Source organism: Paraburkholderia sp. J67 (assembly GCF_905220265.1).
In the GTDB taxonomy this organism is placed as follows: Bacteria; Pseudomonadota; Gammaproteobacteria; order Burkholderiales; family Burkholderiaceae; genus Paraburkholderia.
This window is the reverse complement of the sequence record NZ_CAJMZK010000010.1, coordinates 201,184-221,129: the sequence shown is the minus strand read 5'-3', so window position 1 is coordinate 221,129 and position 19,946 is coordinate 201,184. Positions and strand designations below refer to the sequence as shown.

At 66.1% G+C, this 19,946-nt stretch carries 13 protein-coding genes; 4 read left to right on the top strand and 9 right to left on the bottom strand.

Annotated elements, in window-relative coordinates:
- Window positions 1–13: 13 nt before the first annotated feature.
- Both U5782_RS20220 and U5782_RS20215 read right to left on the bottom strand, forming a co-directional pair.
- Window positions 14–1,246, bottom strand: coding sequence for an FAD-dependent oxidoreductase (locus tag U5782_RS20220; protein WP_322045652.1), 1,233 nt, complete (start codon window positions 1,244–1,246; stop codon window positions 14–16).
- Window positions 1,246–2,616 carry an amino acid permease gene (locus U5782_RS20215; protein ID WP_322045708.1) on the bottom strand — a complete coding sequence of 457 codons (1,371 nt, stop codon included), beginning with the start codon at window positions 2,614–2,616 and terminating at the stop codon, window positions 1,246–1,248. The genes U5782_RS20220 and U5782_RS20215 overlap by 1 nt, the downstream gene beginning before the upstream one ends.
- A 362-nt stretch (window positions 2,617–2,978) precedes the next feature.
- Here U5782_RS20215 and U5782_RS20210 point away from each other — a divergent pair, with 362 nt between their 5' ends.
- Window positions 2,979–4,403, top strand: a complete 1,425-nt coding sequence (locus U5782_RS20210; protein ID WP_322045651.1) for a PLP-dependent aminotransferase family protein — start codon at window positions 2,979–2,981, stop codon at window positions 4,401–4,403.
- A gap of 68 nt (window positions 4,404–4,471) precedes the next feature.
- On the opposite strand, the gene U5782_RS20205 is transcribed toward U5782_RS20210, so the two are convergent.
- On the bottom strand, window positions 4,472–5,422 hold the full coding sequence (locus U5782_RS20205) for a LysR family transcriptional regulator (protein ID WP_322045650.1): 951 nt from the start codon (window positions 5,420–5,422) through the stop codon (window positions 4,472–4,474).
- A 167-nt stretch (window positions 5,423–5,589) separates the two neighbouring features.
- Here U5782_RS20205 and U5782_RS20200 point away from each other — a divergent pair, with 167 nt between their 5' ends.
- The 3 genes from U5782_RS20200 (at window position 5,590) to U5782_RS20190 (ending at window position 9,291) form a co-directional block, all read left to right on the top strand.
- Window positions 5,590–6,759, top strand: a complete 1,170-nt coding sequence (locus U5782_RS20200) for a M20 aminoacylase family protein (RefSeq protein WP_322045649.1) — start codon at window positions 5,590–5,592, stop codon at window positions 6,757–6,759.
- Window positions 6,760–6,836: 77 nt separating this feature from the next.
- Window positions 6,837–8,165, top strand: coding sequence for an MFS transporter (locus U5782_RS20195; RefSeq protein ID WP_322045648.1), 1,329 nt, complete (start codon window positions 6,837–6,839; stop codon window positions 8,163–8,165).
- Window positions 8,166–8,190: 25 nt separating this feature from the next.
- Window positions 8,191–9,291 carry a porin gene (locus tag U5782_RS20190; RefSeq protein ID WP_322045647.1) on the top strand — a complete coding sequence of 367 codons (1,101 nt, stop codon included), beginning with the start codon at window positions 8,191–8,193 and terminating at the stop codon, window positions 9,289–9,291.
- Between the two features lie 9 nt (window positions 9,292–9,300).
- Here the strand turns inward: U5782_RS20190 and U5782_RS20185 are convergent, their stop codons facing one another.
- The 6 genes from U5782_RS20185 to bcsB all read right to left on the bottom strand — a co-directional run bounded on the left by U5782_RS20185 (window position 9,301) and on the right by bcsB (window position 19,929).
- Window positions 9,301–10,449, bottom strand: a complete 1,149-nt coding sequence (locus tag U5782_RS20185) for an alginate O-acetyltransferase AlgX-related protein (RefSeq protein WP_322045646.1) — start codon at window positions 10,447–10,449, stop codon at window positions 9,301–9,303.
- Between the two features lie 4 nt (window positions 10,450–10,453).
- Window positions 10,454–11,863: an MBOAT family O-acyltransferase gene (locus U5782_RS20180; protein WP_322045645.1), complete on the bottom strand. Its 1,410-nt coding sequence runs from the start codon at window positions 11,861–11,863 to the stop codon at window positions 10,454–10,456.
- Window positions 11,864–11,978: 115 nt separating this feature from the next.
- On the bottom strand, window positions 11,979–12,689 hold the full coding sequence (locus tag U5782_RS20175; RefSeq protein ID WP_322045644.1) for a cell division protein FtsQ: 711 nt from the start codon (window positions 12,687–12,689) through the stop codon (window positions 11,979–11,981).
- An 82-nt stretch (window positions 12,690–12,771) separates the two neighbouring features.
- A complete protein-coding gene (locus U5782_RS20170; protein ID WP_322045643.1) occupies window positions 12,772–13,422 on the bottom strand; it encodes an SGNH/GDSL hydrolase family protein in 651 nt (216 codons plus the stop codon).
- A 56-nt stretch (window positions 13,423–13,478) separates the two neighbouring features.
- Entirely contained in the window at window positions 13,479–17,546 is a 4,068-nt protein-coding gene (locus U5782_RS20165; RefSeq protein WP_322045642.1) for a cellulose biosynthesis protein BcsC, read from the bottom strand.
- A 13-nt stretch (window positions 17,547–17,559) separates the two neighbouring features.
- Window positions 17,560–19,929, bottom strand: coding sequence for a cellulose biosynthesis cyclic di-GMP-binding regulatory protein BcsB (gene bcsB / locus U5782_RS20160; RefSeq protein ID WP_322045641.1), 2,370 nt, complete (start codon window positions 19,927–19,929; stop codon window positions 17,560–17,562).
- Window positions 19,930–19,946: the final 17 nt, after the last annotated feature.

Below are 19,946 nucleotides of genomic sequence, written 5' to 3'. Positions count from 1 at the left end.
GTGAAATCGGCCGTCAAAAACGGCGCGGGTTATATGGTGCGAGATCGAGCGGCGCGGGCCGCCCAGCCACGAGATCGGCGACCACGCTGCCGGTCACGCCGCCTAGTGTGACGCCCAGATGCTGATGGCCGAACGCATAGACCACGCGCGGCGAACGGCGCGACGCGCCGATCACCGGCAAACCGTCGGGCAGGCTCGGCCGGAAACCCAGCCAGTCGCCGTCCGGCTGCGGCAGCGCGGGCAGCGCCTCGCGCGCCGAGCGCGTGAGCAAGGCGAGCAGATCCGGATTCTTGCGCGCCGCAAAACCGCCCAGCTCGACGGTGCCCGCCGCGCGGATGCCGCCCGTCATCGGCGTCATGTAGAAGCCGCGCTCGGCCCAGCCGCAGGGTCGCGAAATGAGGTTCGAGGTGTCGGGAAAACGTACGTGGTAGCCGCGCTCCGTGTCGAGTGGCAGTGCGTCGCCGCATTGCCGCGCGAGCGGGCCCGAGTGCGCTCCCGCGCAGAGCACGACATGTTCGGCATCGGAGCGCACGCCGCCTGCATCGACGAGGCGCACGCCGTGATCGCCCGCTGCGATGCGCGCGATGCTGGCTTGCCGGTGTGTCAGTCCGCGGTGCACGAGCGAAGCGTGCAACGCGCGCAGGAATCCGCGCGGATCGCTCAGATACCAGCTGCCGTCGAACAGCGTGCCGCGCGTGAAGATGGGCGCGAGGCCGGGTTCGAGCGCGCGGATCGCGTCGCGATCGAGCGTGCTGAAGCGCACGCCGAGCGAGGCGCGCAACGCCAGCGACGCTTGTGCGGCCTCGAACGACGACGCGCCCGAATAGAGGTAAAGGCATTCGCGCTCGCGCACGAAGGCGTGCAGCGCCGGATCGTCGAGCATCTCGCGGTAGCCGTCGAAGGCGCGCGAGAGTATGCCCGCCAGCGCCTTCGCGCTCGCCTCGTAGCGCTGCCGGGTCGCGCTCAGCAGGAAGCGCGCGAGCCACGGCGCGAGCGTGGGGGCGTAGCTCCAGCGAATGCGCAACGGGCTCGACGACGAGAACAGGAAGTGCGGCAACTGGCGAAACACATCCGGATTGTTGACGGGGATGCAGGCGTAGTTCGCGAACGTGCCCGCATTGCCATAGGAAGCGCCCTCGCCGGGCCCGAGCGGATCGTAGAGCGTGACCGCGTGGCCGTCGCGCATGAGCCAGAAGGCGCACGACAGGCCGACGAATCCCGCACCGATGACAGCGACTTCGGCCATTATGGTTTCCCTTGCGCGGCGGGCACGCCCAGGGCGCCGCCGGTGGCGCTCTCGTGCGACATCGCGCCGTCGCTGCTGCGGCGGCTGAACCAGCGGGTGAGCCAAAACGCGATCGACACCACCCCCAGACTGCCGAGACTCGCCAGCAACTGGCTAGCGAGCGAGCGCTCGAATCCCATCGCGATCAGCACGCCCGCGATCGCCGCCACGACCGCCCACGAGAGCCACGGAAAGAGCCACATCCGCAGCGTGAGACGCTCGGGGGCCTCGGCTTCCAGGCGGCGGCGCAAGACGATCTGCGCGAGCGCAATCGACAGATACACGAACAGCATGATCGCGCCGGACGCGTTCACGAGATAGAGAAACACGCCCTGCGGCGACGCAATGGCCGCGACGATGGCGACGTAGCCCACCACACTGCTCGCGAGCACCGCGAGGCGCGGCACGCGGCTGGGCGACAGCACGAGCAGGCTACGCGGCGCGTCACCGCGCTCGGCAAGCCGGAACATGATGCGCGACGACACGTAGAGCCCCGAATTGAGCGCCGACAGCACGGCGACCAGCACGATGGCGTTCATCATGTCCGCCGCGCCGGGGATGTGCATCGTTTCGAGCGCGGCCACGAAAGGCGAATAGCCGACCTTGATATGCCCCCAGGGCACGATGCACGCGATCACGAAGATCGAGCCCACATAGAACGTGATCACGCGCAGGATCACCGAGCGCGTCATGGACGCGACATTGCGGCCGGGGTCGTCCGATTCGGCGGCGGCGATGGTCGCGATCTCGGCGCCGCCGACCGCGAAGATCACCGTGGGCACGCCCGCGAACACCGACATCGCGCCGAACGGCATGAAGCCGCGATCGCCCGTGAGGTGCGCAGCCGTCTGGTGCCAGCTTGAGAAGCCGCACAACCAGCTCACGCCCACGACGATGAACACGATGATGGCGGCCACCTTGATCGACGCGAACCAGTACTCGAACTCGCCATACGATTTGACGGACAGGAGGTTGATGAGCGTCATCACGGAGAGCAGCACGAGGCCGATCAGCCAGACCGGAGCCGGTATCCAGCGTTGCAGGATCGCCGCTCCCGCGACGGCTTCGACCGCCACGACGATCACCCAGAAATACCAGTACAGCCAGCCGTTCGTGAAACCGGCCCAGTTGCCAAGACCGAGGCGCGTGAACTCGGTGAACGAGCCGACGCCGGGATGCGCGAGCGCCATTTCGCCCAGCATGCGCATGATGAACAGCACGACGACACCCGCGAGCAGATAGCTCAAGCAGGCCGCCGGTCCCATCGCGCCGATGGTGGCGCTGCTGCCGACGAACAGCCCCGCGCCGATGATGCCGCCAAGCGAAATCATGGTGACGTGCCGCTTGCGCAGCGCATGGCCGAGATGGGCGGACGACCCGCCGGATGGGGAAACGGATGGGCGATTTGCCACAGGCAGCTCCTCAGGTACAGTGCGTGTTGCGCCGAATCATTGGCCGAACAAAACCATGACTTCATACTCACACAATAAATTTTTGTGTGCAATTTAAAACGCTTTGTATGGAGACCAGGATTTGCCCTGGGGAGCAGTCGAATTAGCCGTGAACTTCTGAATAATCCCTTGCCATACAAGGGAATATTGGATGAACATGCGAGGAGACCGTCGGCAATATCGCGCAGCATCAGGCTCTAGCGAGCGCCGGCAAACGAGTTTTGTATGGAGTTATTACTTGAATGAAGCACGACGATAATCAGACAAAAAGTGATGACACCCTCCAGACAAAAGGTCGTCAAGCCACCTATCTCGAGGTCTCGCGCAACCTCGAGGAGCAGGTGCGCAACGGACACTATCCGCCCGGCAGCCGCCTGCCGCCGCAGCGCGATCTGGCCGTCGAGCTTGGCATCAACGTGTCGACGGTTTCACGCGCGTACAAGGAGTTGCAGGCGCGCGGCCTGATCGTGGCGAGCAAGCGGCGCGGCTCGATCGTCACGGGTGGCGCGATGCCCGTGGTGAACACGCCCGCGCAGCGCAACGCGCCGGGCGAGCCGCCAGGCAACGGCGTGATCGATCTGACCGTCAACCGTCCGGCGACCGGCGAGTTCGTGGCCCAGCTCGCGCGCACGATGGCGGCCATCGCGCGCGATCCGCGCTTTGCCGAAACGCAGGAATACCAGCCGCCGCAAGGCCCGGACTGGGCCCGCGCGGCGGGCGCGCAATGGATCGCCGCGCCGGGCTTCACGCCCTCGCCGGACAATCTCGTCGTCACGAGCGGCGCGCAGCACGCGCTCTATGCGGTGTTGAGCAGCCTGATGGGTCACGAGGGCGTGATCCTCTCCGACAAGCTGACCTACTACGGCCTGAAAGCGCTCGCGCCGGTGTTCCAGTTCGAACTGGTCGGCATCCCGAGCGACGACGACGGCCTGCTGCCCGAGCATCTCGAAGAGGCGTGCAAACGCCTGCGCGTGAAGGCGATTTTCACGGTGCCCAACCTGCAGAATCCGGGCGTCGTCACCATGAGCCTCGAACGGCGCGCGGCGCTCGTCGATATCGCGCGCCGCCATCACATCGCGATCATCGAAGACGACGTCTACGGGCCGCTGCTGCGCAAGCGGTTGCCGACCATCGCGAGCCTGTGCCCCGAACTCACGTTCCACATTGCCTCGACGTCGAAAATCCTCGCGCCGGGCCTGCGCATTGGCTATCTGCTCACGCCGCCGCATGGCGCGGCGCTCGCGGCCGAGGCGGTCCGCACCACGGCATGGATGCCCGCGCCGCTGTCCATGCTCATCGCTACGCGCTGGATCGAGGACGGCACGGCGCACACCATTCTCGAGGCGCAGCGCGAAGAATTGCAGGCCCGCCAGGCGCTGGCGCGCGAGTTGCTGCCAGCCGATCTGCTCAAGAGCGACCCGGCGTGCATGTTCGTGTGGTTGCGCGTACCCGAACCCTGGCGCTCCGACGACTTTGCCGCGAATGCGCTCGCGCGCGGCGTGAATACGATGCCGGCGTCGGCGTTTGCGGTCGACCGCTCGACGACCGAGCACGGCGTGCGCATCAATCTGGCCTGCGCGACCTCGCGCGAACAACTCTCGCGTGCGTTGCAGATTCTTTCGCGCACGCTGCGCGACCGGCCACGCGCGTTGTTTGGCACGATCTAGTACAGCACTGGCGCTCGTGCGCCAGTGCTGGCATTAATCTGGATGACTAATCACTTCGCGGGCATGCCTTAAATCAACAGCTTGAGCGTATCGAACAGCACCGTATCCTCCCGGCGCGACGACCTGCCCCGCTGCCGGATCACCTCGAAAAGACACTCGATAAAACAGTAGGCCGAGGCGCTCGACACCGCATTCCTGCGCTTGATGATGCCAACTGTCCTCGCCTGCAACGCCTCCTGCAAATCCAGCTTCACGAGCGGCGTGCTGGGGTCGCTCACGATCAGCGGCTCCGGGCAGGGGCCGATCATGTCCGCGCGCCCGATCAGGTCGAAAAGAAAGGAAGCCGAATGAGCGCGATGCAGGCGCTTGGGATCGATATCGAAACCATGCTGCCAGAACAGGTCCTGCATCTGCCCAGGATAGGTCGAGACCGTGAAATTCACCGCCCAGTTCATCTCCAGCAATTCGCCGATGGAACGCGCATCGACGGCGGCATGACCCGGACGCGCCACGACATAGGTGTTGAACGACACCAGCGCCTCGTTCTCGAACTCCTGCTCGGGCATCGCGGGAATCAGCGGAACGACCGCGAAATCCAGCGTGCCGTCACGCAGGCGCGGCAAGGCCACCGCCGAAAGCCCTTCGAATAGCTCGATCTGCACATCCGGCATGCGCGCGCGAAACCGCACGAGCGCCGCCGGCACGAACGCGCGCATCACCCAGGGCGTCACGGCGATCGACAACTGGCCCACATGTTCGCCGCGCATTTCGGCCATTTCCTCTTCGGCGCGCTGCAATTGCCCCATGACCTGACGCGCATGCGAGAGCAGCTTCTGCCCGGCCTCGGTGAAGGTGACGCCGCTCACGCTGCGCGTGAGCAAGGGCAAACGCTGGGTGCTTTCCAGTTCGCGCAACGCCTTGCTGATCGCAGTCTGCGTCACGGCGACGAGGCGCGCGGCCGCGCGGATGCTGCCGGTGTCGGCCACCGCGACGAGCGCTTCGAGTTGATGGAGTTTCATGGCGTCGGACGGCTCAAGAGGGTATACGCGAAATAAAAGCCGGGGGTGAAAACCAGCGGTTTTCACCATAACACTTTTGAGTCTTCCCTCCAAAATTCCGTCTCCCTACCATCCTCGCCGAGATCTAGACCGATGGGCATTCGCCCACATCACGAGGAGATAAACAGATGGAGTTCGACGCGATCCCCGAAGGCATGCGGAAAATTCAGGCCGAGATGATTGCCCTGCGGCGCCAGATTCACGCGCTGCCGGAACTCGGCTTCGAGGAGATCGAGACCGGCAATCTGGTGGCGTCGTGTCTGGAGAAGTGGGGCTATAGCGTGCACCGCGGTCTGGGCCGCACGGGCGTGGTCGGCACGCTCAAGCATGGCGACGGCCCGTCGCTGGCGCTGCGCGCCGATATGGATGCGCTGCCCATCCAGGAGGAATCGGCGCTGCCCTACGCCAGCGCGGTGGCGGGAAAAATGCACGCCTGCGGTCACGACGGACACACCGCGATCCTGCTGGCCGCAGCGAAGTATCTGGCCGAACACCGGCCGTTCAAGGGCACACTGCATCTGGTTTTCCAGCCCGCAGAAGAAGGTCTGGGCGGCGCGAAGGCGATGCTCGACGATGGTCTTTTCGAGCAGTTTCCTTGCGATGCGATCTTCGCGTTGCATAACATGCCTGGCCTGCCGACGGGCAAATTCGGCTTTGTGGCTGGGCCCTGCCTGTCTTCGTCCGATACGGTCACCATCCGTGTGTTTGGCCGTGGCGGTCACGGCGCGATGCCGCACGAGGCCGTCGATCCGGTAGTCGTGTGCGCCTCGCTCGTCATGGCCCTGCAAAGCATCGTGTCGCGCAACGTCAATCCGCTCGATAGCGCGATCGTCACGGTTGGCGAGATCCGTGCGGGCGATGCGCCCAATGTGATTCCCGACATGGCCCAGATGCGTCTCTCGGTGCGCGCCTTCAATCCGGAGGTGCGGGCGCTGCTCGAACGCCGCATTACCGAATTGACGCATACCCACGCGCAAGGGTTTGGCGCGCGCGCAGAAGTCGATTATCAACGCCGCTATCCCGTGCTCGTCAACCACGAAGAACAGACCGCCTTCGCACGCGAAGTCGCGCTCGACTGGCTCGGTGAGGACGGTCTCGTGCAGAACATGCGCCCCGTGACGGCAAGCGAAGACTTCGCTTTCCTGCTTGAAAAGAAGCCGGGTTGCTATCTGTTCGTGGGCAATGGCGACGGCGAAGGTGGTTGCATGGTCCACAACCCCAAGTACGACTTCAACGACGATTGCCTGCCGATCGCGGCCAGCTACTGGGTCAAGCTCGTCGAGCGCTTTCTCGCCTGACCTTCTGGCCTGACGCTTTCGCCTGATTTCCGCAAGCCTTCCCTTCCACGCCACCAGGCCGCGCCCGGAGAGTCCCCGTGTCCACCCCTACCCCGCCCTCGGCTGCCATGCTGCGCCGTGTCGTTATCGCGTCCGTGCTGGGCAACGCGTTCGAATGGTTCGACTTCTCGATCTACGGACTCTTCGCGGCCATCATCGCGAAGCAGTTCTTTCCCAGTGATGCGCCGCTCACATCGCTCATGTTCGCGCTGATGTCGTTCGGCGTGGGCTTTGCGGTGCGGCCTATCGGCGGCGTTCTGCTCGGGCTGTACGGCGACCGCGTCGGGCGCAAGCGCGCACTCTCGCTCACGATCCTGCTGATGGCCGCCGGCACCGGGATGGTCGGCATCATCCCGAACTACGCCGCCATCGGCGTCGCCGCGCCTTTGCTGATCGTGCTCGCACGCATGATCCAGGGCGCGTCCGCAGGCGGTGAATTCAGCGGCGCGACCACCATGCTGATCGAATTCGCGCCGCCTGGCGTGCGCGGTTTGCTCGGCAGTTTCCAGATGTGCGCGCAGGCGCTGTCCTTCGCGTGCGGCGCGGGCACGGTCTGGCTGCTCGACGCAACGCTGGGGCAGCAGGCCGTCGAAAGCTGGGCTTGGCGTTTGCCGTTTTTGTTCGGCATCCTGATTGGTCCGATCGGCTGGCTGATCCGCTCGAAGGTCGACGAATCGCCCGAGTTCGCCCGCCATGCCGCCGCCAGCAAGGCGACGCCGCATCAGCCTGTGCGGCTGGGCGAGCTTGTCACCCGCTATCCGCGCGAACTGCTGGTGAGTACCGGCACCGCTATCGTGGGCACGGTATCGGCTTATGTGCTGGCCATTTTCCTGCCCTTGCTCGCACGACAACTGGGCGTGAGCAGCGCCGACGCCAGCCGCGGCACGCTGTTCGCCATGGCCATCATCTTCGTGCTGAGCCCGCTCGCCGGTTATCTGTCCGACCGGCTGGGACGCAAGGCCGTGTTCGGCAGCGCCACCGTGGTCTATGGCATCACCGTCTGGGTGCTGCTGCACCGCTTCGTCGCCGCGCCCTCCGCAAATACGCTGATGACCCTGCAACTCGCAGCGGGCATCTGCATGGCGTTCCTCTGGGGACCGGCGCCCGTCATTCTCGCCGAAGCCTTTCCCACCGCCGTGCGCGCCACCGGCATTTCGCTGACCTACAACGTGGCCGTACTGGTGTTCGGCGGTTTCGCGCCGTCCATCAATCTGTGGCTGATCAAGGTCAGCGGAAATAACGCCGCCCCCGCCTGGTACATCGCGTTCAGCGTGCTGATCGGCTTCGCCAGCGCCTTGCTGATGCGTGAAAACGCGGCGCGGGGTGCCGATGCCGCCGCCCGCCCCGTCCCCGCAAACAGAACATAACGACATTTCGCACCCGGAGATCTCCATGAAAAAGCACACACGCCTGTGCCTGGGCGCCTTCGCGCTAACGGCCTCATTAGTGAACGCAACGACGGCCTACGCGCAATCGTCGGTCACGCTGTATGGCAGCATCGACAACGGCATCACTTACGCCAACAACGTAAGCGGCAAGTCGATCCTGATGGAGCAAGGCGGCGTCAGCAAGGTCAACACGCTCGGCTTCTCCGGTGTGGAAGATCTCGGCGCGGGCCGCAGCGCGATTTTCAAGCTGGAAAACGGCTTTTCGTCGACGGCCGGCACCTTGGGGCAAGGTGGATTGCTGTTCGGCAAGCAGGCGTATGTGGGGCTGCGCGACCATGCCATCGGCGAAGTCACGCTGGGTCGGCAATACGATTTCACCGTGCAACTCGAACCGTATATGCCCTGCCTCGGCTGCGGGATTTACGCAGTCGAAAACGCCGATCTCGATCGTATCGCCGGTGAACGGCTCAACAACGCCGTGCGCTTTGCCAGCGCGCCGTTCGCGGGTTTCTCGTTTGGCGGCATCTATTCATTCGCACAGAATAGCGGCAGCCTGAGCACCAACCAGGGCCGCGCCTATAGCGCAATGGCGAAGTTCGAGCGCGGCGCGTTTTCGTCGATGGCGGTCGTCACCGATATCAACGATGCGCCGATCGCCGTCGGCAGTCTTGGCGTCACGCAGTTCCTGGGGCAGCGCGTCACGCCCGGACAATCGAGTATCTTCGTCGACAACCAGCGGGTCGTTTCGGTGGGTGCGCTGTATCACCTCGGCAAGTGGACGCCGTCGTTCACCTACTCGAATACGCGCCTGTCGAATCACGGCGTTTCTGCGACCGACCAGGTGTGGCGCGTGGGCACGACCTATATGCCGATTGCCTCGCTGACGCTGGCTGGCCAGGTGGCCTACGATCGCTTCGAGTCGTCGCATTGGGAAGAACTCAATCTTGGCGCCGACTACTTTCTGTCGAAGCGCACGGATGTCTATCTCGACGCCGCGGCGGAGCGCGCCAGTGGTCCTGGCACGGTCGCCTCGATGTTCCTGCTCGGCGCATCGTCGACCGATTCGCAAATCGCGGTGCGGGTTGGCATGAAGCATCTGTTCTGATTCGCAAGCCTAAGGATTGCCAGGCTTCCCCGCCTTCGGCACGACGACGCGATCATCCGCTTCCAGCGGCGCTTGCAGATCGCGTTCGTCCAGTTCCCAGACGATGAGTTTGGGCGGCGTCTGCGCATAGGCCGGGCTCACGAAATACGCCCGAGCCGAGCCGCCGAACTTCGCGCCTTCATGCGCGAAATTCCCCACACCCGTGCCCAGCGCCAACGCCAGTTGGGGCACGAAATCGGAGGTCGTCGAATACGACGTGCCGATCACCGCGATATTGGGCAAATCGGCATCGCCGAAGAGATCGTCGGCCGATGCGGCGGTCTGGGCCTCGTGTATATAGGCGCGGCTCGCTACGATCTCTTCGCGCGGCTGCGAGGACAGCGGCAATCCGTCCAGCCCCGCCAGGCGCACGAGGTCGCCGGGCCGGCGTGCAGGCGCTTTGTCCGCCACACGATAACCAGGCTTGCTCGAACCCAGCGGCACGCCCAGCGCGCGAATGCGTTGCGCCACGGCCTGCGCCGCCGCGCCTGCGCCGTCCTGGGTCCAGTGCGTATCGGTGCGGTAGAAAGCATCGCCCGACACGCTGCGCAGCGCCGCTTCCAGATCGATCACCGGCACGCGCGCGGCTTCCAGACGCGAGGTCCATTCCCCCAGTCGCGCATTGAGCGAAGCCGGACGATAGAGCTTGCACAAGTGTTGCGGCTCGAGCCGCGACTTGTCGGGCACCACGGCGACCAGCAACGCGATGCCGTGGCTCGCCAGATCGCGCTGGACGGTCGCGACCGTGTCGGCGCGCGTGGCGAGATGTTGGTCGCCGTCGGCGTACACATTCAGTTCGTCGCGCAGGAACAGCCAGCCCTCGCAGCCCTGGCGCACACGCGGCCCCAGATCGTGCAACGTGAGCCAACCCAGCGCGCGTTGCGCACGCGCGGCATCGGCGGCGATGGGCGTATCGGCCATGCGGCTGGCCAGTTCTTTCGAGACCGTGCCGTCGACGAGGCTCGCGCGCGTCACGGCCGTGGGCAGCAACGATTCGGTGGTCGTTGCAAAGCGGAGATTGCAGGCGAGGCCGACGAACAGGAGCGCCATCAGGCTGACGGCTGCGACCTTGCCCGCGCGCGTGGCGGGTCGTTGAGGCAGCGGCTTGGGATCTTCCATGGCGTCAGAACTGGAAATAGAGGAAAGGCACCGCGCCACGCGCGACGATCAGGCCATACGACAGCAGGAAACCCGCGAGCGGCCACACGGCCTGCCACACGCGGCCCGCCGCCGTATCGGCCATACGCTCCCAGCGCGCCTGCCAGATCGGCAGCAGCACACAGACGATGCCCAGCGCCGCCGCCAGCGCATGCACGGGCCGCAGCAGCACGATCGTCGCGTCGCTCAGGCCGATGCCGTTCAGGCCGAATTGTCCGCGATACATGGCGAGCGCCGCGTGAAAGCCCACCGCGCGAAACAGCGTCCACGCGAGCATGACGAACAGCAGCGTCAGCCCATGCGAGAGCCAGCGCGGCACGACCGGCATGCCGCCGCGCCGCCACAGGCGCGCGACGATCAGCGCCACGCCATGCGCCGTCCCCCACAGCAGGAAATTCCAGCTATCGCCGCCATGCCACAGGCCCGCGATCGCCATCGTCAGCAGCAGGTTGCGGCAGGTCTTCCATTCGCCGTGGCGGTTGCCGCCAAACGGGATGTACAGGTAGTCGCGAATCCAGCTCGACAGGGACAAATGCCAGCGCCGCCAGAAGTCCTGAATGCTGCTCGCCAGATACGGATGGTTGAAGTTCTCGGGGAAGTGAAAGCCCAGTATCTGCCCCAGACCAATCGCCATCGCGCTATAGCCCGCGAAATCGAAGAACAGTTGCAGGGTGTAGAAGCCGCAGCCGAGCCACGCATCGGCAAGCGTGGGCGAATGCATGGCGAAGATGGCGTCGACGATGGGCGACAGCGTGTCGGCCACCAGCACCTTCATGCTCATGCCGACCATGAGTCGCCGCGCGCCCGCCGCGAAGCCGTCCCAGTCCACCGTGCGCGAGACCAGTTCGCGCTTGACCCAGGCATAGCGGATGATCGGCCCGGCGATCAGGTGTACGAACATTCCCTGGTAGGCGCCGTAGCGGATCATGCTGTGATCGGCCGGCACCGTGCCGCGCTGCACGTCGACCAGATAGGAGATCGATTGCAGCACGATGAAGGACAGGCCGATGGGCAGCACGACGTGCTGCCAGGGAATCGGCCCCGCATGGCCGAGCGCCAGCACGCTGTCGAGACTATCGACGAGGATGTTGGCGTACTTGTACCAGCACAGGATCGCGACGTTGACGGCGATGAAGAGCGCGAGCCATGCCCCGCGCGCACGCGGATTCGGCGCGCGGTCGATGACCACGCCGCCGAGCCAGCCCCAGAAGGTCAGCGCGATGAACAGCAGCAGGAACACCGGGCTCCACCAGCCGTAGAAGAACCAGCTGCAAAAGAGCAGCACGCCGTTGCGCCAGCGGGCGGGCGACACGACGTAGATCGCGAGGAAGGCCGGCAGAAACAGCGTCAGGAATTCGAGGGACGCAAAAACCATGCATCGTTCTCAGTCAAAGGAAAACGCTGGGCGCACGCGCCGTCGCCCAGTCACGCCTCATGACGTGACCGGCGCGAGGTGCGCTCAGGCAAGCGGTCAAAAAGCGCAGGCGCGCTCAGTGGCTGACCGCGTCGTTGGCGAAGAAGATGCGCGACTGCGCCCCCGCCGGCACGAGAAACACGGTATAGCGCTGCCCCGCCACGAGCGTGCCCAGGCTCAGCGGTTGCCCCACGGCCTGGCCACCGCACGCCAGTTGCACGGAAAGCGCGACCGGATTGACCTGGCGGCGCTTGCCTTGACCCACGGCCACGCCGTCGAGCAGCACGATGTCGCGGCCCGGCACTTTCAGCGTGGGTGCGGCGCAACGCGCGTCGAGGTTGTAGAGCGCCACGGAGGCCTTGAGCGCGTTGAAGTCGTCCGGCTTTTCGCGCACCGTCACGGCATGCGCGCTTTTATCGGCGCTCTTATCCCCACCATCGAGCGCGACGATGCTCACGAACTCGCCGGGCTGCACCGTGGCCGCTACGTCGTGATGCGCCCCGCCGCTCGTCAGCGTGCCGGCAACCGGCTTGCCCGCGGCGATCGGAAAGAACTGGCTGGCCGGGTTCGTCGTGTCGAGCGTCAGACGCGCTTTCGAGCCCGCGGCGCTCACATCGACCGGATGCGATCCGCCATCGACGAAACGCACGAACGACGAGTCCTGCGCAGGCCCGGTGGGGTACAACGGGATATCGGCGGCCGAGGCCGCTTGCATGGACAACCCGGACAGCGCGCAGACCGACAGCGTGAGGCCGGACGAAAGCAGATGGGAGAAGAGGTTTTTCATGGTGTGGTCAGACCGTGCCGTGGGCGAATGCACCCGCGGATCACGGTCATGGAGTCGATTGACGTGCGAGGCGCGCGACGCGTTACTTGTGCTGCACGACCGGCAGCTGGACCAGCGAGCGCATGATGTCCGCGCCCCAGTACTTGTAGCCGGTGGTCGTCAAATGCTGGCCGTCGACCGTCGCCCATTCGCCGGGCTTGGAGAACGTGAGCGAGTCGATGTACTGGCACGGCGCAACGTTGGTCGCAAGGAACGATGACAGCTGCTTCACGCGTGCGAAGGACTTCTGGTACTTGCCGCCCTCGGTGCCCCAGGCCGGTCCCACCCAGACACAGGCCGTCTTGTTGGCGGCCAGATCCTGCGTGAGCGACGTGACCTGCTGCCACGCCCAGGACTTGGCGAAGTCGTCCTTGCCGTAGCCGCCGATGGTGTCGCCTTCGACGATGATGACCAGATTGGCCTTGTTCGCGGCGATCAGTTGATCGATGGGTTGCGTCTTTGCATTGTGGTCGACCACGATCGGCCCTTTGCCGACTCGCGTGGCGCCGCCACACGTGCCCGGCACCGACTTCACCCAGTCGCCCGGCGTGCTGCCGCACACGCCGTACGTATGCACCTGCGCGCCAGCGGCAACCAGTTGGTCCTGCAACGTGTCGATGAGATAGCCCGGCTCGCTCAGATGGCTATCGCCGATCATGAGGATGCTGATACCCGCGAGTACGGAAGCAAGCATGAATCTATAACTCCTGAGAAAAGTTCGGTGTCCGATCGATTGCGCGACGAGGCGCGCTATTGATCGCTGTAATGCGACTGATAAGGCATGACCGGCATGTCCAGCGACTTCGTCTGCGGCGCGAAGCTAAAGCGCACATACAGCCCGGCGACCCACTGGCGGTAGCTGGATGAGTTGTTGGCACCCACCGATGCGCCCGCAGTCAGATGGTTGCTGAAACGGTACTCGGCAGTGGCCAGCAGGTTGTAGCCGATCCCGGTCGACGACTGCGCTGGATGGATCGCGCCGTCGGTCAGACCGAGCGTCGACGCCGCCGTCACGGCAGCCGACTGCAACGCGCTGTCGGTCGGGAAATACGGCGCGGCGGATTGATGGAAATACTGCAAGCCTGCCGCGCCCTGCAACTTGTAGGTCCAGCGATCCGAGCGCTGCGCCCACGTGATCGGCACCGTGAACGCATAGAAGCGCTGCGGGCTGAAATAGCCGCCGTTGCCGTAGGTGAAGTTGTTTTCGTTGTGGCGGTAGAACTCGCCGCTCAGATTCATCCCCGCGGTCAACATGCTGTTGGCGCTGCGATGCAGATACCAATACGTGCCCGCGCCCACTTCGGCGCCTTCGTTGGACTGGACGTTATGACCGTCCAGATACTTCACGGCGCCGTAGGTATAGAAGCCGTACTGATGATTGTCGAGACCGATCGCGCCATGCAGGCCCGTGGCCGTCACGCCGCCCCAGCTCAGGCCCGAGCGCGCATCGCTCGTGCCGGCGAACGACGTGATGCTGTCGGTCACGGCGCGGCGCGACACGCCCGCGTTGAACCAGCTGTCCGGAATCGCGTCGATGGTGCTCTTGAACGTTGCACCCGCAACGACATTGGTGTACTGGAAACCCAACGGCGTCGTGCCGATGTCGGCGCTCCAGTTGCGGGTTTCGTAGCCCACGCCCAGACCGACGCCACGCGCGGTCTGCGAGGCCGGGGCGGGCAAATTGTTGTCTTGCTGCGCAAGCGTGGCGGACGGGCCGCCGCCGTACTGGCTGCTCGCATAGGTCGAGTCGCCGAGCGTGCCGCTACTGAGTTCGACCGGCGTCACGCGCAGCGACAGCTTGCCGTTGCCAACCGGAAGCAGCACTTCCGCCGGGGTTTGCACGCTCGTCAACTGCGAGGTGCCGCCCGCGCTGTTGTTCGACGACACGAACAGACCGGTGCGGATTTCCGGCGAGCGATCCGAGCGGATATCGTCGAGTTCGTTGCGCATCTCGTCGAGCGAGAGTGAGCCGTCCTGCGGCTCGCTCGCGCCCACCGCCTCCTGCGGCGCCTGCACGCCGATCGGCGTGCCCGCCACGGTCGGCAGCGAGGTCGCACGCGACGACGCGCGGCCGGACGTGGTCGTGGCCATGATCGTGCTCGTCGCCGATGCGGAAGCCGCCGGAGCGCTCGCGAGCGCGCCCGTCGCGCCGGCGTCGCCGGTATCGACGCTACCGGACGCAACGGCGGCATCGCCCGCCACCGCCGCCGTGCCCTTGCCGGCAAACGGATTCGCACTCGCCTCGCGCGCCTGGCGCGCCGCGCGGCGGCGCTCGTCGTCGGCGTGGATGAAGGGGTTGCCCGGCACGTGGCCGTTCTGCGCCTGCACACCCAGGCGCTTTTCCTTGGCGGCGATGGCCGATTCCAGCAACGTCTGCGCCTCGCGGGTCTTGCCCTGCATGAGGTAGATACGCGCGGCGCCCGCCAGCACGTCGGGATCGCTCGGCGCCTTCGCAACCGCCTGTTTCAACGCCGTATCCGCGACACCGCCCTTGCCGGCCTGCACCGCCGCCATCGCGACGCCCAGTTGCAGCCCCGGATTGTCGGGATCGTTCGCGAGCGCCTTCTGATAAAGCGAGAGCGCGTGGTCGTACTGGTTGTCGGCGGCATACATGCGCGCGAGCGCGGCCGTCGCCAGGCTGTCGTTGGGCCGCTTCGCGAGAATCGGCGCGAGCGTGTCGTAGGCCTGCGCCAGATCGCCTTGCTGGCGTTGCTGGTCGGCGAGGCGCACGGCATAGAGGTAATTGAGGTCGTCCAGTTGACGGCGCTGCGCCGCGGTCAGCGTTTCGCTTTGCAATTCGCGTATCGCGGCCTGGGCCTGGACGTTCTGGCCGATCTTGAGCAACAGGCTCGCATAGGCCAGTTGCACATCGGGGCCGCTGCCTTTCAGGCCGCCCGGCATCAGCGCATGCATCAGGCTCATCGCGCGCGGCAGATTGCCCGCATCGACATACGCCGAAGCCAGTGCGCTCACCCGCGCCGGGTCCTTGCCCGCCGACGCTTCGAGCCGCGCCAGCATGTTGCGCGCGTCGTCCAGATTGCCTTCGCGCGCGAGTTGCGAGGCCTGGGCGGCCACCGCCTGGAAATCGATCTGCTGGGCCGTCGCCACCATGTTCGGCGTGCGCGCGGCGGCGGGAATGCGCGCCATCGTGTCCTGCGCGCGCGTCCAGTCGCCCATCTGCATCGCCAGCAGCGCGCTCGCATAGAGCGCGTCGGGATTGTCGGGGATCGAGGCGAGCAGACCGTCGACGAGTTCCCTCGCCGCATCGGCATGGCCCTGCTGCAATTCGTAGCGCGCGAGTTCCAGACGCAGCCACGGATTGTCGGGATCGGCACGCTGGGCGTCTTCGAGAATGCGGCGCGCACCGTCCACATCGCCGCGCTGTTCGGCGGCGTCGGCACGGCCCGAGGCCACGGCCGCGCGCAACCGTGCAAGCCCGCCAATACTGGCCTGCTGCGCGGGCGTCATGCCGTCGACCCACTTCTGCGCCTCGTCGGCACGGCCCGTCTGGGCCAGGATATCGATGAGTCCGCTAACGGCCTCGGCGTTGTTCGGCGTGCTCGCCAGCAGATCCCGGTAAATCTTCTCGGCGCGGGACAGATCGCCCTGCGCCGCATAGAGGCGAGCCGACGCATTGCGCCCGCCCGGCTCGGCCGGGTCGAGTCGAAGCGCCTGGTCGAGTTCGCGCCGCGCGGTGGCGTAGTCGCCCGCGCTTTGCGCGCCCTCGGCCTGATTCACCAGTTGCCAGTAGCGCGCGGAATTGAGCGCCTTGATCCAGTTCTCGCCCGCCCCAGGACGCGACGCCGCGCGCGACAACAGGGTCTGCGCCTGCACCAGATCGCCTTGTTGCATGCGCACCAGACCGAGCCCGCCCAAGGCGTTCGAGTCGTCGGGTTTGTCGCGCAGCACGGCGGCAAACGACTGCTCGGCCGTGGTGATGTCGCCCGCCTTGAACGCCGCGAAGCCGCGCGTGAGGCGTGGGTCCATGACGGGTCCGGCGGGCGCACCCGACGCACGCGGCGTTTGCATCTGATGACGGATCTCGTCGTCATCGGGATGCAGCTTCAGATAGTCCTCGAACCAGGAACGGTTCTTCGGCGTGGGCGTCACCCAGGTCAGCACCGAGCGCCAGGCTTCCGTGGCTTCCGCGCCGACGTCGGGGCGCGCCGCCAGCTTTTCCAGCAAGGCGATGCCCGCCGCGCGCGTACGTTCGTCGCGGACCTCGTGCAGGGCCAGCGGCAACTGGATGTTCGGATCGTTGGGCGTGTCGGCGCTCAGGCGCGAGAGGCCCTGAATGGCCGGGTCCACTCCGCCCTCGGTGTAGCCGAGGTAGGTGTAGTACTCGCGCGCCACCGCGCCTTGCGGCGCCTTGCCGCCCAACGCCTTGTCGTAGAGCGCCATCGCAGCCGAGAGCGCCTTCGGATCGTTCTGGTTGACGGCGTCCTGCGCCATCTGGCGCGCCTTGGCGAACGTCGACTTGCCTGGCTCCGTGGCGAGACGCACGTCCTGTTCGAGCAAAGGCACGAAGGGGCTAGCGGGCGCGGCCGCGCGCAGCCTCGCCAGGTAGTCGTTGGCCACCGAAAACTGCCGCTTGCCCACGGCGATCAAACCCATCCCGTAGAGCCCTTCGGGCTGCTTGGGATCGGTCATCAGCAGTTTCGACCACGACTGCGCGGCCAGATCGGGCTTGTCGTGCGCCTGCCAATAGCGGCCCTGCTCCAGCAGCATTCTGGAGGTGGCGTCCTGCGCCCACACGGGATGGCTGAACGAGGTGAGCAACAAGCCCAGAATGCAGGCCTGGCTGCGGCTGACTAACATGAACGGTCCCCGATCAAGATTGCGCTTGCTGCTCGCGCTCGGCCAGCAGCCGCGCCCGGCGTTCAGCGTCGCGCCGCGCCTGACGGCGCCGCAGGAAAACGAAAAGGCCCCCTGCGCCCGCCGCGAGCGCGAGCCCGCCCAGCACCTTCAGCACCGCCGCGAGCGACAGGCCGAACGACGCCAGCCACCAGTCGAGGCCGCGCCACAGGCCCAGATGGCCGACGTAATAGGTGTGCTCGCCCACGAGCGAATCGACTTCCCCGCCGCGAATCGACACGAGGCTGCCCTGGATGGGCTGGCTGCCGTTGGTCGGCGCGTCCAGCAGCGCCGAGACGGCATCCTTCAAGCCTTCGGCCTGATTGCTGACCAGCATCACCACACTGCGGCCCGCCTCCTTCGGCGACTCGAAGCCCGCCAGCACGGCGCTCACGCCCGGCCCGGTCCACGCCACCGAGAGGCGGCCAGGCGCGGCGTCCAGACGCGGATTGGCGTGAAACCAGCCGCGCACGCGGCCCGGCAGATCGGAGAGCGAGAACTGCGCGCTGCGGTCATAGGCGGCGGGCATGTACGACGCCCAGTCCTTGAGCCACGCCTGATCGGCGCCCGAGGCGATCACGAGCAGGTCCTTGTCGGACGGCATCGCGTCGATGCGCTGACCGCGCAGCACGCTCACGCCGCGCGCCGGATAGCCGGTCGAATCGCCCATGCGGCCCATCACATCCAGATAGGTGCTGTATTCCTGCACGCCCGCGTTGGCGCCCAGCACGACATCCGTGCCGGACAGATCGGCCATGCGCGTGAACGGGAAGCCCGCCTGGGCGAAGGCGGCCAGGTTCGGCATCGCGATGTAGTGCGGATAGGACGAGAGGTCGATCGTCGACTCGGGATCGATCGCGCCGCGCACGTTGTCGATGATGATGTCGCGGCACTCGCCCTGCTTGATGTAGTCGTACATGTAGCGGAACTGCAGTTGCGCGCCCGGCTGCAACAACGTCGTCAGCGGCACTTCCAGCTTCGCCTGACGCGGCAGGCTGCTGTCGGGCAGGACTTCGGCGCGCAGCTTGTCGCCGCCTTCGAGGCGTTCGAGCGGCAACAGCGGAATCGACTTCATGAACTGGTCGCTGACGCTGAACAGCAGCGACGAGTTGACCATATAAGGCTGCGGCGTATAGCGGTAATGCAGGTCGATCGGCACGTTGGGCGCATGCCAGCCGAACAGGTCGGGCGGCACACGCGTATTGATGCGGATGAGGTCGGGGCTGTAGCCCGAGACGCTCAACTGGTGCGCCTCGGTCAGCTCGCCGAACGACACGGGGCGGTCGGTGCGCAACCAGCGCGGCGCATCGTAGGGCTGGCGCGCCTGAACTTCGGCGAAGTGCGTGATGAGCGCGCTCGCACCCGAGAGCGTCTGGCTGCCCGTGACCAGCGCGTCGGCGGCCTGCTTGAGTTCCTTGCCGTCACGGCCCATGACGAGCAGCAGCTTGCCGTTGGGATCGTTGGGGTTGGTGACGATGGCGAGCGTCGGGCCTTGCAGCGGTGCGCCCGCGAGCGTGGCCTGGTCCGCGCCTTCGACGATCACGACCGCGTTGCCCTGCGCCGGCACGTTCGAGAGCGACGCGGGGAAATTCGCCCCACGGTAGTTCGCCAGCGCGCCGAACCAGGACGACACGGCGCCCGCGGCTTCCAGCGCGGCCGCATCGGGGTTGCCCGCGAACACGACCGGCAGGTTCAGGCGGCGGATGTCGTGGCTGTCGAAGAAGGGCTTGGGCAGGCGCGCGAGATCGTTGGGTTGCGGCAGCGGCTGGGTGTCGATGCTCAGCGTGCTCTCGTTGCTGATGTTGGCCCACAGGCTCGAATGCAGCGGGTCTTCGCACTGCGTGGTGTAGTGGCCAATCAGTTGCAGACGCAACTTGCTGTTCGAGGTGAACAGGTACGGCGGCAGCACGATCGTGCGTTGCAGGCTCGCCCCGGCCGTGTCCTTGGGCACCGCGATCGTGGCGGCCACCTGGTCGTTGACCAGCACGTTGATGTGCGAGAGGTCGGGCAACAGCGCGGGCGAATAGGCAAAGCGCAAATTCAGGCGCGCGCCGCTCACGACCTGATCGTCGCGCACGCCGACCGGCAAGGTATTGCTGCCATCGACACCGCGCAGATTGAGCGCGTATTGCGCGCCCAGTTGCTGCAACGTGTAGGTCGCGGTCGAGGTCGGCGCACCGGCGGCGGGCGCGGCTGTGCCGGGAGCGGGCTGCGCGGTGGCGCTGTTGGCGACGTTGCCCGGCACGGTGGCGCCGCCCGCGGCGGGCTGGGCCACCGCTGCCGCTGCCGACGCCGAAACAAACGCGCAGCCAAGCAGCAGCGCCGGCCAGGCCGGTTGCACGATCATGCGACGCGCGAGGCGTG

Excerpts from the sequence above, each read along its gene's own strand:
- U5782_RS20220 (WP_322045652.1), bottom strand. The coding sequence starts at position 1,246 with ATGGCCGAAGTCGCTGTCATCGGTGCGGGATTCGTCGGCCTGTCGTGC.
- U5782_RS20215 (WP_322045708.1), bottom strand. The coding sequence starts at position 2,616 with ATGATTTCGCTTGGCGGCATCATCGGCGCGGGGCTGTTCGTCGGCAGC.
- U5782_RS20210 (WP_322045651.1), top strand. The coding sequence starts at position 2,979 with ATGAAGCACGACGATAATCAGACAAAAAGTGATGACACCCTCCAGACA.
- U5782_RS20205 (WP_322045650.1), bottom strand. The coding sequence starts at position 5,422 with ATGAAACTCCATCAACTCGAAGCGCTCGTCGCGGTGGCCGACACCGGC.
- U5782_RS20200 (WP_322045649.1), top strand. The coding sequence starts at position 5,590 with ATGGAGTTCGACGCGATCCCCGAAGGCATGCGGAAAATTCAGGCCGAG.
- U5782_RS20190 (WP_322045647.1), top strand. The coding sequence starts at position 8,191 with ATGAAAAAGCACACACGCCTGTGCCTGGGCGCCTTCGCGCTAACGGCC.
- U5782_RS20185 (WP_322045646.1), bottom strand. The coding sequence starts at position 10,449 with ATGGAAGATCCCAAGCCGCTGCCTCAACGACCCGCCACGCGCGCGGGC.
- U5782_RS20180 (WP_322045645.1), bottom strand. The coding sequence starts at position 11,863 with ATGGTTTTTGCGTCCCTCGAATTCCTGACGCTGTTTCTGCCGGCCTTC.
- U5782_RS20175 (WP_322045644.1), bottom strand. The coding sequence starts at position 12,689 with ATGAAAAACCTCTTCTCCCATCTGCTTTCGTCCGGCCTCACGCTGTCG.
- U5782_RS20170 (WP_322045643.1), bottom strand. The coding sequence starts at position 13,422 with ATGCTTGCTTCCGTACTCGCGGGTATCAGCATCCTCATGATCGGCGAT.
- U5782_RS20165 (WP_322045642.1), bottom strand. The coding sequence starts at position 17,546 with ATGTTAGTCAGCCGCAGCCAGGCCTGCATTCTGGGCTTGTTGCTCACC.
- bcsB (WP_322045641.1), bottom strand. The coding sequence starts at position 19,929 with ATGATCGTGCAACCGGCCTGGCCGGCGCTGCTGCTTGGCTGCGCGTTT.